The sequence below is a fragment of the Candidatus Latescibacter sp. genome (genome assembly GCA_030692375.1).
In the GTDB taxonomy this organism is placed as follows: domain Bacteria; phylum Latescibacterota; class Latescibacteria; order Latescibacterales; family Latescibacteraceae; genus JAUYCD01.
In genome coordinates, this window is sequence record JAUYCD010000009.1 from 1 (window position 1) to 13,391 (window position 13,391).

General features: G+C 51.9%; 9 protein-coding genes. 6 read left to right on the forward strand and 3 right to left on the reverse strand.

Annotation, left to right across the window (positions count from 1 at the left end):
• Positions 1-216: 216 nt before the first annotated feature.
• From Q8O92_00510 to Q8O92_00535, 6 genes are all read left to right on the forward strand, one after another.
• Positions 217-1,023: an RraA family protein gene (locus Q8O92_00510; protein ID MDP2981795.1), complete on the forward strand. Its 807-nt coding sequence runs from the start codon at positions 217-219 to the stop codon at positions 1,021-1,023.
• A 161-nt stretch (positions 1,024-1,184) separates the two neighbouring features.
• Complete coding sequence (locus Q8O92_00515; GenBank protein ID MDP2981796.1) at positions 1,185-2,741, forward strand: M81 family metallopeptidase; 1,557 nt, start codon at positions 1,185-1,187, stop codon at positions 2,739-2,741.
• A gap of 37 nt (positions 2,742-2,778) precedes the next feature.
• A complete protein-coding gene (locus Q8O92_00520) occupies positions 2,779-4,332 on the forward strand; it encodes a M81 family metallopeptidase (protein MDP2981797.1) in 1,554 nt (517 codons plus the stop codon).
• Between the two features lie 27 nt (positions 4,333-4,359).
• Positions 4,360-6,213, forward strand: coding sequence for an SMP-30/gluconolactonase/LRE family protein (locus tag Q8O92_00525; protein MDP2981798.1), 1,854 nt, complete (start codon positions 4,360-4,362; stop codon positions 6,211-6,213).
• Positions 6,214-6,490: 277 nt separating this feature from the next.
• A complete protein-coding gene (locus Q8O92_00530; GenBank protein ID MDP2981799.1) occupies positions 6,491-9,019 on the forward strand; it encodes a two-component regulator propeller domain-containing protein in 2,529 nt (842 codons plus the stop codon).
• Positions 9,020-9,153: 134 nt separating this feature from the next.
• Complete coding sequence (locus tag Q8O92_00535; protein MDP2981800.1) at positions 9,154-10,947, forward strand: SWIM zinc finger family protein; 1,794 nt, start codon at positions 9,154-9,156, stop codon at positions 10,945-10,947.
• Positions 10,948-10,971: 24 nt separating this feature from the next.
• Here the strand turns inward: Q8O92_00535 and Q8O92_00540 are convergent, their stop codons facing one another.
• From Q8O92_00540 to Q8O92_00550, 3 genes are all read right to left on the reverse strand, one after another.
• Positions 10,972-12,216 carry a cobalamin-dependent protein gene (locus tag Q8O92_00540; GenBank protein MDP2981801.1) on the reverse strand — a complete coding sequence of 415 codons (1,245 nt, stop codon included), beginning with the start codon at positions 12,214-12,216 and terminating at the stop codon, positions 10,972-10,974.
• A gap of 3 nt (positions 12,217-12,219) precedes the next feature.
• Positions 12,220-12,564 (reverse strand): hypothetical protein, encoded by a 345-nt coding sequence (locus Q8O92_00545; GenBank protein MDP2981802.1) that lies wholly within the window; start codon positions 12,562-12,564, stop codon positions 12,220-12,222.
• A 238-nt stretch (positions 12,565-12,802) separates the two neighbouring features.
• On the reverse strand, positions 12,803-13,391 hold a 589-nt coding region (locus Q8O92_00550; protein ID MDP2981803.1), incomplete at its 5' end, for an MFS transporter.

Consider the following 13,391-nt stretch of genomic DNA (forward strand, 5'->3'; position numbering starts at 1 on the left):
TCCTGCCCCCTCCGGGGGAAGGATGTCCGAAGGACACGGGGTCCCCGCTCGTACGAAGTACGTGCGGGGTGGATTAAAGGGGGCTGCTTCAAATATCTACTTATGCAATTGGCTCAAAGTATTTTAAAATCAAGCTAATCCCATAATCCTGCGAATCATGGTTCAGACAATGAGGAAGGCAGCCACGATTAATTCAAACCACAACGGAGGAATTCCATGAGCTTCGGCAAATTCGACAAAATGCGGCGCAAACTCTTCACCCGCGGTGCATCGCTCCTAGGGGCGACAGTAACAGGGGCCATGCTCGCCTCAGGCGCGGAAGGCCAGACCAAAGCAAAACCGTCCGGAAACATACCAGTTCCCACGGGCGGGAAATATGCCAAATACAACGACAAGCTCCCCAAGCTGTTCACAGCGGTCATCCAGGATGTGATGGATGCCATGAATGTCCGCGATCAATGCATGGACCCGAAAGTCCGCCCGCTGCTGCCCGATATGCGCGCCTGGGGCGATGCGGTCACCATCTACCTGGAAGCGGTGAATCAGGTACCGAAAGAGCCATTCCAGATGGAAATGGAACTTATCGATGAATCAAAGCCCGGCCAGATCATCATAGCCCAGGCGAATGCGCCCAGGCTTTCCGCCTTCTGGGGCGGATTGCTCTCCAACGCAGCAGTAGGCCACAAGGTGGCCGGTGTCATCACCGACGGCGGCGTACGTGATTACGATGAAATTCTCGAATTGAATTTCCCCACATTCAGCGCCGGCCTGACCCCCTATGACTCTCTCGGCCGCATGGACGGAAAGAAACGGAATATCCCGATTGTCTGCGGCGGCGTGAAAGTGTCCCCGGGCGACCTGGTGTTCGCCGATAACGTCGGCGTCGTGGTGGTCCCGCAGGGCATTGCGGATAAGGTTATCGCCAAAGCCTGGGAAAAGGTACAGGGCGAGAACTTGGTACGGCAGGAACTGCGTTCCGGCGCTGGCGTAGTCAAAACATTTAAGAAATACCATATTCTCTGAAAAGTCGTGTGAACGTTGGTTTAATAATGTAGACCCTGAAACGGTTTTACTGTTCCCGCAAAGCGGCAACGAGTTCAGGGTGATGCTGTCATGCCGAACTTGTTTCGGCATCTATCAGTTCATAGAATTTTAAAACTGGTCGTTTTTAGTCGGAGGTAACCGTGGCACAGAATAACAGAAGAGGCTTCCTCACAGCCGCCGGTTTCGGGGCGCTGGCGACGGGAGCAGGAATTGCATCCTGTTCGGGTAAAAACGCCAAAGCAGCCCCAAAGCGCATCATGGTGGGCGGTTTCAGTCATGAGACCAATACGTTCAATCCCCGGAAAACCACTCTGGAGATTTTCAAGAAAAATATGAGCCTCGGCACTGAAGTCCTGCAGCGCGGCGGCCACATGGTTCATGGCACGGTCGGGGACAGCATCGGCGGATTTCTGGATGTGATGGAGATGTTCAATGTGGAACTTATCGGCTCCATTCGAGCCGGCGAGGGACAGGGGATTGTTACGAAGGAAGCATTTGACTACATTACCGGGGTTATGCTGGACACGCTCGACAAAAACCCGGTCGATGCCGTTTACCTCAGCCTCCACGGAGGCGGGGTCGCCGAGGACCATCCGGACATGGAGGGAGATACGCTCGCGCTCATCCGCAAGAAAGTCGGTCCCGGGGTGCCCATTATGTTCACCATGGACCTGCATTGCAAGCCCACCAAACAGATGACCGAAGTGGCCGATGCGGTGAGCGTCTACCGCACCTATCCGCATGTGGACGCTTTCGAGGTCGGGAAAGAAATCGCCGATATCATGCTGGGAACGATGTTCGGGAAAATCAAGCCGGTCATGGCAGTGCGGAAGCTCCCCCTCATGATAGGGCCGCCTCTGAACGTGGTCACAAGCGACATGCCCATCAAGCTCGTTTACGACAAGGCGAAGGAGATGGAGCGCACCATCCCCGGCGTTCTCAATGTCTGCCCCTGCCACGGTTTCATGCAGCAGGATGTCCCCACCCAGGGCGCCGGAGTTCTGGTGACTGTGGACCGCGACCGCGCACTGGCCCAGAAGCTTGCGGATGAACTCGGCGACCTCATGTTCTCCTACCGCAAGGATTACTGGGTACACCTTCCCTATCCTGACGAGACCATCCGCAAGGCGCTTGAGCTGAACCGCAAGACCGGCAAACCGGTAGCCATTGCCGACGGCGGCGACAATATGGGCGCGGGAACTCCGGGCGACGGCACCGCGCTCCTTGCCCAGATTTTGAAACAGGGGGTGAAGAAAGCCTTCGTCCAGATATGGGACCCGGAATCGGCAAAGAAATCGGCCGCTGCGGGTGCGGGCGCCACCGTGACTCTGGATGTGGGCGGCAAGTCCGACGCCCTTTACGGCCCGCCGGTAAAAATCACCGGCAAGGTGGCTGCGGTCTCCGATTTCTCCGGGAAGGAGAATCCCGCCGCGCGTATCGAGGCAAACGGCATTACCATCCTTGTCAATACAGCTCAGATCGGCCCGAACGATCAGAAGAATCTGCGCGCCATCGGCGTCGATCCCTCGAAATATGTCATGGTGGTCTGCAAGGGAGGATTCGCCTTCCGTCCGCAGTATCCGAACACTGTTTACGAATACATCATGAGCAACACTCCGGGATATGCCTCGGTGGACTTGAGTACATTCAAGTTCACCCAGATTCCGCGCCCGATTTACCCGCTGGATACTATCTGAGTGCGGTCTGGTTAAAACCGAAAGGATGTGAAATCATATGCAGCGAAGAAAATTTATTAAAAGGTCCGTCAGCCTCGGCGCTCTCGCGGTTACCGGGGTTGCCGGGCTGGTTTCTGCACCCTCTCTTGCCCAGACCGGAACCGCACGAAGCACCGTTCGCTCCGGAAGGAAAAGGGTCATGGTAGGCGCTTTTGCCCACGAGACAAACACATTCAATCCTTTCATCACCGATGTCGATGCGTTTAAAAACCGTGCCCGCTACGGCACTGATGTTTTGAAGGACAGCGGGTGCATCGGCGGTTTCATGGAGATCATGAATCAACACGGCCAGGAAGTGGAATGTATCGGCGCAGTGAGCTCCGGCGCCAGTCCCGCCGGGACAGTGACAGCAAAAGCATTTGATTTTGTGAGCGGCGCCATGCTCGATTTTCTCGACAAAAACCAGGTGGATGCCGTGTACCTCAATATCCATGGCGCGATGGTGTGCGAAAACCATCCGGACGGCGAGGGCGCGCTGGTGGAAATGGTTCGTAAAAAAGTTGGGCCGAATATCCCCATCATGCTCACCGCAGACCTCCATGCAACCCTGACCCAAGCGAAAGTCAATAATTCCAACTCTGTCAGCGTATACCGTACCTATCCCCATGTCGATATGCGTCAATGCGGTATAGAAACCGCCTGGGTGATGCTGAAGACTCTGAGAGGCGAGATAAAACCTGTGGTAGCCTTCGCCAAGCGCCCCCTGATGATCTGCCCTCCGCTCAATGTTCTTCCCAACGAGATGCCCATGAAACTTACTTACGACCGCGCCCGCGAAATGGAGCGCACTCTTTTCGGAGCGCTTCTCGCCTGCCCGGCGCAGGGATTCATGCAGCAGGATGTGCCGGAATGCGGGGTCGGCGCCGCGGTGACTATCGACAGAAACCGTGAGATGGCGCAGAAGATGGCAGATGAGCTGGGCGATATCATGTTCGCCCACCGTAAGGAATACTGGGTGCATCTTCCCGATGCAGCCGAAGCGGTCAGTCTCGCCATGCAGTCGAAAAAACCGCCGGTCGCCATCTCCGACGGCGGTGATAACATCGGCGGGGGAACGCCGGGCGACGGTACCGCGCTCCTCCGTGAAATCCTCAAACAGGGTGTAGACACAGCGTTTGTGCCGATTTGGGATGCCGAATCCGCCGGAAAAGCTGCGGCGGCGGGAAAAGGCACAACCGTTTCCCTGGATGTAGGCGGGAAATCCCATCCCTTCTACGGTCCTCCGGTATCTTTGACCGGTCAGGTGGTGGCTGTTTACATTTCCGCAGACAAGAATGATATTTCAGCTCGGGTCGATGTGAAAGGAGTATCCGTCCTGCTCAACTCCCGCCCGATCGGTCCAAGCGATATGGGCCGTCCGAACGCCCTGGGCATCTATCCCGAAAAATACCGGATGACCGTATGCAAAGGAGGCTTCGCTTTCCGCACTACCTACCGGCCGGATACCTACAGTTATATTCTGGCGGATACTCCTGGTTTCACTTCCACCGGGATTAAAAATTGGACGTACACGAAAGTCAAGAGGCCGATCTATCCGCTGGATGATATCTGAACCATAGAATTGAGAGGAGTGCCTGGCATGAAAAAACCAAAGGCAACACCGTTTACCGCTTGCCTGGGTTTGATGGTCTGTCTATTAGCGTACACAGCGGCAGGAAACGCCCAGAACCAGCGTACACGCTCCGATATGCCGAACACCGGCGTTTCTTCAAACCTCGAACCCGGTGTGGTGAAGAAACTGAAAAATCTCCCGGAAACCGAGCTCGCTCCCGGAGTCAAGGGCCGCATGTACTGGGGACGGGGAGCGCTGGTGAACTGGATGACTCTGGCCCCCGGCGCGCAGATTCCCAGGGAAATTCTTCCCGGCGATCGGATCATGGTGGTCATGAAAGGCTCGGTGGAGCAGTTCATCGATGGGGCTTTTGTTCCCATGATCGCCATCGAGTATCAGCGCATGACACCCATATCGGGAAATCGCGCGCGCAACGATTTCGTGTATCTGGCCAAGGGCGCCCCGAACGCGCTCAAAGCCGGAACGAACGGCGCTGAAATTTTGGAGGTGTATTCCACGTTACGCTCCGATTACCTGAAAAAAGCTGGTGCATCCAATGTTATCGCCAGTTCTCCCGAGGGGAAATACAGCCTCGCGCCATCGGTCAGGCTCGGCAAGGTATACAATCTCCACGATGTTCAATTCACTCAGTTAGGCGAGGGGGCTTATTCGCGGTTTATCTGGGGTAGAGGTGTTCAGCTTGGCTTCCTGCGGATGGATGCCGGTTCTTCCATGCCTCTTCAAAAGGCCCCCGAAGAAGAAACGATGATCGTCCTCCGCGGTACGATGGATAACAAGGTTGCAAATGATGCCCGCCCTATGGGGAAAGGTGACATTCTCCTTTTGCCCTCCGGTATGGCTAACAGCGGTACTGTCGGCGAATTTGGCTGCGATGCCCTGGAAGTATTCTGGCCGATGAGGCCGGATTTGGATATCCGTAACAAAAAGCTGGCGGCTTATCGCGCCATCATCCCGGAAGGTGCGGAAATCGAGTTGGTAGTTGACGGCGCCAAAAAAGGCCCCGGCCTGCTCTACTGTGAGGGCCCCACCTGGATCCGTGGGAAACTCTATTTCTCCAGCATGGGTTACGATGAAAAGTGGACGGGCGATCCGGCGGTCAGCGCCACAGTGGAAATGGACCCGAACGGAACGTATCGGTATATTTCGCGGGGGATCGAAACGAACGGAACGTTCCCTCTCCATAACGGTAATCTGGCTGTGTGCGACATGTACGGACACCGGGTGATCGAGATGTCCACCAAGGGCGAAATAATGCGCACGATCGCCGACAAATGGGATGGGAAGCGTATCGACGGCCCCAATGACCTCTGTGTGGATACCAAAGGGGGGGTGTATTTCACCGACCCCCAGATTCTTCCGCCGCCTTACATGCAGCCGGGAAAAAGCGTTTTTTATGTTAAACCGAACGGCGAGGTGATCCGAATGGTTCCTCCCGGAGTGATGGAAAAACCCAACGGTCTTACCCTCAGCCCCGACAACAAGGTTCTCTATGTCAACAACACACATGTAAATTACATGATGGCCTATGATGTCAATGCGGACGGCACCCTTTCCAATGGCCGTAAATTCGGGAATATCCTCGTTACTCCGGAAATCATGGATCAGAAGTCAATAAACCCGCAGACTGACGGCCTCAAGACGGACGAGAAGGGGAATGTCTATATCACAACCATCATGGGGGTGCAGATATTCAGTCCAAAGGGCGAATTCGTGGGCCTGATCCATTACCCGCTCATGCCGGTGAACTGCTGTTTCGGCGGCGATGACGGGAAAACCTTCTATGCGAACTGCAACGACAAGGTCTACCGTATCCGCACCAATGTCAAGGGCGCGCCATATTCGCTCTATACAGGTAAATAAAAAGAACCGATCAGAGATGTGGAAAAAGGCCGGATGAATGTCCGGCCTTTTTTGCGGTGTTCGCAGTCAGTTTTTAAAGACTCCAAAGCGTACCCCAAATGTCCGTTTCCGTACACTTGGTGTCCGTTAATGGACAGTATTTTGGGATTATCATAGGGTATAAATATTTATTATATTGTCCAACAATAAGTTAATAATTATGGCAAGGTTTTAGCTTTACATTAACTATTAATACTATGCTTCCAATATACCCTCATTATTTCTAAGGAGACTTCGGATGAATACCTTTATTCGAAAAAGATTCCGATTCCTGCTTGCCATCCTTTGTGTTGGAGTTTGCAACACTTCATCAGGATTTGCCCAGGAAGGCTGGACCCATTGGACAAATTCCAATACGGTGAACGGAATGGTTCTCCAGGGCGATTATCTCTGGATGAAAGTGAACGAAGGTATAATTCGGTATAACACTGTCGACGGGACTTATAGACGGTTCACCACTGCTGACGGTGTTCCGAACTCGCAAGTGACACCTTTCCTCGTTGACCGTTCAGGCGCTGTTTGGTTCGGAAGCTATGATATGGTATGCAGATATAACGGTTCAAGTTGGGAATATTGGCCGAAACCTAATTCTTTGAATTCTTTTAACGGCAGCATCTGTTCTCTCTTTGACAGTAAAGGAAATATTTGGATCTCTGTAGGGAATGGAGTCGAAAAATTTGATGGGCAAAACTGGAAAAGCTGGATACAGATAAACAACGACCGGCATACATATGCGCTCGTGTTAAAGGAAGATATTTACGGAAACATCTGGATCGGGGCCGATAACGGAGTTTACAAGCTGGAAAATGATTCCTGGCGATGGTTCTACCGTAATGATAATGCCGGTGATATTTCGAACGATATAATTTCCATGACTTTCGATCTCTCGAATAACCTTTGGGTAGGAACTCCGGTTGATGTAGGGCGTTTTGATGGTAAAACATGGTTAAACTGGGTGTTGGACCCTGAATTTGCAAATCGGCACGTCCAGAGCCTTATCAGAGATGACCACGGCAATATATGGGCTGGTACTAGAGGCGGTGTAAGCCGGTTTGACGGAAATTCATGGACAAACTGGAGAACGAAGGATGGCATTACAACTTTTGTAGATCACCTTTTCGAGGATTCGAAAGGAAATATCTGGGCGGCATCTAAGACACACGAATGGCAAACCGGCACTGCGGGGATATATCGTTACGACGGTCTATCCTGGAATTGGTTTAATATGGACAATGGATTGCCGGGGAATTTGGCAGGTGATATCCTGGAGAGCCGTGACGGTGTTGTATGGGTTGGTATGGATAAAGGCCTCTTCGGATTTCAATATTCGAAATGGTTTACATGGCAATGGATGCAATCTATGGAACGATCCGATCCTCTTCTCTCTATTTTCGATGATGGAGAAGGTCATATTTGGGTAGGAACCGATATGGGGGTCAGCCGTTTTGACGGGAACAATTGGGAGATGCTGATGGATTATCCAGGCCATCGATTCGCTGCGCCAACCTCTGCTGCGCCTTTTATAAAGGATACAAACGGAAAAATATGGGTCGGCCTGGCGTATTGGGATGAACGTGACGGCAATTCTCCATGGACAATAGGGGGAGTGAGCCGATATGAGAATCCAGGTTGGTTACGGCTCACAAGAAGGGATCTGCCATTCTGGCCGGGTCTTACTCGTGCTCTATTAGTTGATCGTGAAGGATACCTCTGGGCGGGAACAGAAACGGATTATGAGTATTCCGGGATCGAAGGCGCCGTTCGTTTTGATGGCGTGGCCTGGAAAACATGGATGTCCCCACAGAAAGGCTACTCCGCACTGAGAAGCACCTATACCTTCCTTCAAAGCAGCAGAGGAACTATCTGGGCAGGAACAGAGAACGGGGCAATGAGTTACGATGGCGTCTCCTGGCGTCATTATACCGAGACTGAAGGACTTTATAAAGGAGCAGTACCCTTCATTATCGAAGATCGGGAACAGAGAATCTGGGCTTTATCGGTGCCCGGTTATCGCATAAGTTCAGGTAATTACGGGGGCGGCCTCAACCGCTTTGACGGCGAACACTGGACACAAGTGGAGGGACTGCCGGACACCGCGGTCACCTGTATGCTGCTCGACCGTCAGGGGAAAATATGGGTTGGCGCTCAGAACGGAGTAAGCCGCCTTGATAACGGTCAGTGGAAAACCTGGCGGACCGGTTATGAACTTGGACGGGGCTATGTTAGCTCTCTTGGTGTGGACAAGGACAATGTGATATGGGTGGGCATGCGCCCTGAAAAGAATAAACAGAAGATAGAGACTGGCGGTGGAATATCACGTTTCGACGGGCAAAAATGGCAGACATGGACAACCGCCGACGGATTCCCATCGAATACTGTTACCTGCATCACTGTGGACAGCGCAAACGATATATGGGTGGGTATGAGCGGTGGTATCTCACGTTTTTCCAATCAGGGCACACAGGTAACGGTGAATACATCGATACTCTGGGCTATGCAAATCTCTTCCATACATCCCAATCCATTCAATCTTTCGACAGCCATCGAGTTCACTTTGCCTCATTCGGAGAAAGTGAGTCTCATCATATACTCTGTCACCGGACAGAAAGTGCGAGAGTTGGTTTCCGGCAATCTGACCGCCGGAGAGCATACCGCTGTCTGGGATGGCCGCGATAATGCGGGACGGCCTGTATCTTCCGGGGTTTACCTGACCAGACTTTGCACCGGCCAGGCAGCAGCTATGAGACGCATGGTTCTTTTGAAGTAACCGTAAAAATTTCCCCTCCTGCTCTTGCCTCCGAAAAAATTAATACGCATATTACAAGAAAAGCGGTCGCTCCTCACTGGTTTAGAAACTTGGGTGAACAATCTGTTTTTGGCGTTCCACCTACGAGGGAGTATATGGGGAAGAACAAAGAAGAGATCGAAGCCCGCGATATTACGATAGCGGATGTTTTTTCAAAAAAATCTTTGATCGAACATGCCGGTGAACGTTCATACGGACGAGGCATTGAATACTTTGAAGAGGGAAGAGTAAAAGGGCTTGTCGAAGATCATGGCTGTGTAAACGCAACGGTCAAGGGTAACAGAAAATACAGAGTAAAACTCTGGATTGTGGGGAAAAGTCTCCAGGGTTCCTGCACCTGTCCGTACGGGGAAGAAGGAAATTTCTGCAAGCATTGTGTGGCGGTCGGGCTGGAATGGCTGGAAAACCGAAATCCTTTGAAAGAAAAAGGCGGGAAAACTCCGCAACAAAAGACCACGCTGAATGATGTGGAAAGCTACCTTTCTCAGCTTCCGAAGGACGACCTGGTTGTACTTCTCATGGAGCAGGTCCGCAGGGACGAGCTTTTGAGGGATCGGCTCATTCTTAAAACGGCGCGGAGCCTTTCTACCGGAATAGACATCGGCGCTTACTATGTCGCCATTGACAATGCGTTCGTTATTCCCGATTATGAAGATGATGGCGAATCCTGGGATTATGGTGAGGTAATCGATACGGTTGTGGACACGATAGAGGAACTTCTAAAGGATGGATTCGCCGCTGAGGTGATCAATCTCACGGAACATGCTTTTTCCCGGTTCGATGAGAACATGAGGTGTATGGAAGATTTCTACGGTTACACAAGCGATGTTCAGATGCGTGTCCGGGATATTCACCTTCGGGCGTGTAAAAAGGCTCGCCCGGACCCCGAGAAGCTGGCGGGAAAATTGTTTGAATGGCAGATGCGAATAGAAAATGGTATGTTCGACGGCGCTTTAGAAGATTATTCACCGGTTTTGGGAAAGAAAGGCGTTGCAATTTACCGTAAACTCGCTGAAGAGGAATGGTCGAAAATCCCCCCGTTGAAGCCGGGCAAGAGTGACCCTGTTACGATGTACTCCGGCAAACGTCATACGATAACCAACATCATGGAATCGCTGGCCGGTATTACGGGAAACATCGAGGATCTGGTAGCAGTGAAAATCCGAGACCTCTCCAATGCCTATTCATTCCTCGGAATTGCGGAATTGTATAAAAATGCCGGCAAGCCCGATATGGCGTTCGCATGGGCCGAAAAAGGCCTGAAGGCGTTTCCCAGAGAGACTGATTCCCGTCTCCGGGATTTTCTCGTGGAGGAGTACCACCTCCGGGGCCGTCATGACGAGGAAATGGGTCTTGTCTGGGCGGATTTCCTCGATCGCCCGTCTCTTGGCGCCTTAGAGAAGCTCCATCATTTTGCAACGCGGGATAATACCTGGAGCGTTTGGAGAGAAAAGGCGCTCCATACCCTTTGGGAGAAAGCGGAGCGTGAACTCAAATCTCGTAAAAAAACAGCCTGGGGGTGGACGAATTACACCGACAGGTCTCTTCTTGTAGAGATATTCCTATGGGAAAAGGATCCGGAAACAGCTTGGCGTGAGGCAAAAGAAGGCGGATGCTCAAATACTCTGTGGCTCAGGCTGGCTAATGAGCGCGCCGAATCGCAACCCGAAGATGCTATCGAGGTTTACCGTTTACATATTGAGAACAGGGTGCAACAGAAAAATAATCAGTCCTACGAAGAGGCTGTTCAGTACATCCAAAAAATAAACAAACTCATGCAAGGTCTTGGGAAAGACGCAGAATTTCTCCGATACATAGCCGAAGTACGCGCCGCCCACAAACCGAAGCGTAATTTCATGAAACTGCTCGACCAGGGGAAATGGGTGTAAACCAATCAAGGTTCAGACAATCTTTCATATCCTCTCATAATTCGATGTCCGCTCGAATCCCTCGATATGGAACAGGGGGTCGTCGCCGATTATCTCCCGGAGCATATCCGCCGTAATATGGTTATAGAACACCGGGCGGACCAGGTCGGGATTATCTGTTATCGCTCCCTTGAGTCTTTCCCTGTGTTCAGCCGAGGACAGCGCTTTCTTAGTGACTGCAATTCCAGGACTCAGCCTTATGGTGCTGTTCACTCCCACCGTATCCGGGGCGATTTCCCGCAGTGTTTCCACAGTGTTTCGCACCATTTCTACGGTTTCGCCGGGAAAGCCGCAGAGAAAATCCACCGCCAGCCGAATGCCGTATTTTACCGTGAGGCGCCGTATCTCACGAGTATGCTCCAGGTACTTTTCGCCGGTCGGCAATGAAAGGGTGATAAGGTTCGCCCCGCTCCTTTCCAGGAGACGGAACAGGTCATCGCTAAAGGGCGCGCTTTTCATGTAAAGCGCCCAGCGGATTTTCAGCCCCCTTCGGATAAAAGCTTCAAGAAAAGCCCGGCAGTAATCCAGGTCCTGGTTAAATTCGGTGTCGCAGAGGTGGTAGGTGTCGAAACCACTCTCCACCATACCGGTCAGCTCACCGACGATTCGATCCGGATTTTTGTACAGAACCCGGCCTCTTCCTTCCGAACAGTACGAACAGCGCTCGAGGCAGCCTTTCTGAGTCTCGAAACCGATAAGACCGCCTTCACGGACATAGCGGGCGTGGTCGATTCCATTCTCACGGTTGATTTCAAGATCGGGGTAGATGCCCATCTCCCAGCCGTTCAGTACCGTTCCCTGCGGCGGAGGATTCTTATCGTAGAGATCAAGAAAGTATGGCAGCGCCTTCTCCCCGGGACCGTAGATGCCGTAATCGGCTCCGATATACCGGAGAACCCCTTCCGGTATAAAAGAGTATCCCGCGCCGCCGAGAATGACCGGTACTCCCCTGTCTTTCAGGAGTGAGGCATACGATTTTATCTCGTCCAGGAAGAAAATGTTGTTCTCGAAAAGCACTGTATCGATGTTGCGGATGGTCAGTCCGGCTATATCGGGGATGAAGTCGCGAATGGCGTTCTTTAGTGCTTCCACTGGGTCTTCTGCAAAGCAGAGATCGAGAATCTGGCATCGATGGCGGGTGTACCTGAGGGCATCGGACAGATATTCAAGCCCCAGCGGAGGAACCGGCGGCGTCCGGTAGCGGTTGGTATTGATGAGTAAAATTTTCATGATTCAAAGTTTCCTTCTTTGCTCATCCGTCTCGGCTTTTCTCCGTTCCAATTCACCTTCTACCGCCTCGATCTCAAGGTCAATTTCCTCAAGAACCTTAAAGGTCGTATTCACCTGGGAGGCGCCAAAAAGAGGCACATTGTTCGACATGAGGCGATAGAACGTCCGGCCGAGGATAGTAAGATGGCGCTCGCGTTTTTTCCGGAGCATTTCCAGCCTCAACCTTATTTCGGCTGACTGCATCCCGGTATGTACATAGTTACGGACGGAGCGAATCGCCTCGGCAACGTTTTTCCGGGAAAGCATTTTCCCGGTCAGCCGCCCGGCAATGGTGAATATGCTTGACATAAATACCTCGGATTAAAGTCCAAAGTCGATAAAGAAGGCACAAAGGGACAAAGGCACAAAGAGGAAAAACAATCTTAAAAATATATCCGACATCTATCGAATGGACAAGGGGAAAGTCGAAAAGAAAACTGGTCATCCCCCATTTTTTATTCGGCGATAGATATGCCATATCACTTATCTGCTCTTTAGATAAAATTCCCCCGCCGCATAAAGCGGCGACCCCCTTAATAGACGAGGGCTACAAAAGGATAATTTTGACATAAGTTGTTATAAATAAATAAATTAAATGAATATTTAGCTTGACATGGCGGTTTAGATTTATTATATTTATGGTATTGTTATGAAAGGAGATAAAGCCGCCATGCAACATATTGTAGATCCACGACAAACGAGTTCGATTGACCCTTATACGGGGGTATTTTCGAAGTTGCCTTACCGCCGCATAGTCAACGGCTGGCAGGGAGTATTCCGGAATGTTATATTCGCGGAACACCTGGTGGTTTTCCGGTTCGGGATATTTCAGTCCGTACATCATGGCAAAAGCCAGAGGTATGGCTGCAAGCGGCAGGAGAAAGGGGTACTGCCAGCCGAACATGGCCAGTCCTCCGCCGATGATCGGAAAACTCATGGTGCCCGCATTGAGGACGCCGATATTATAGCTCATGGCGATGGTTCGTCTTTTCCCTGAATAGATATCGCCGATAATGGCGACACTGAGCGTTCCCGCCGCTGTGGCGCCCAGCCCCTGCAGGAATCGCAGGGCCAGGAGAAGATTGAAATCATGGGTGAATGCGCAGGCCCCTCCGGCGATACCGTAAAGAAGCATA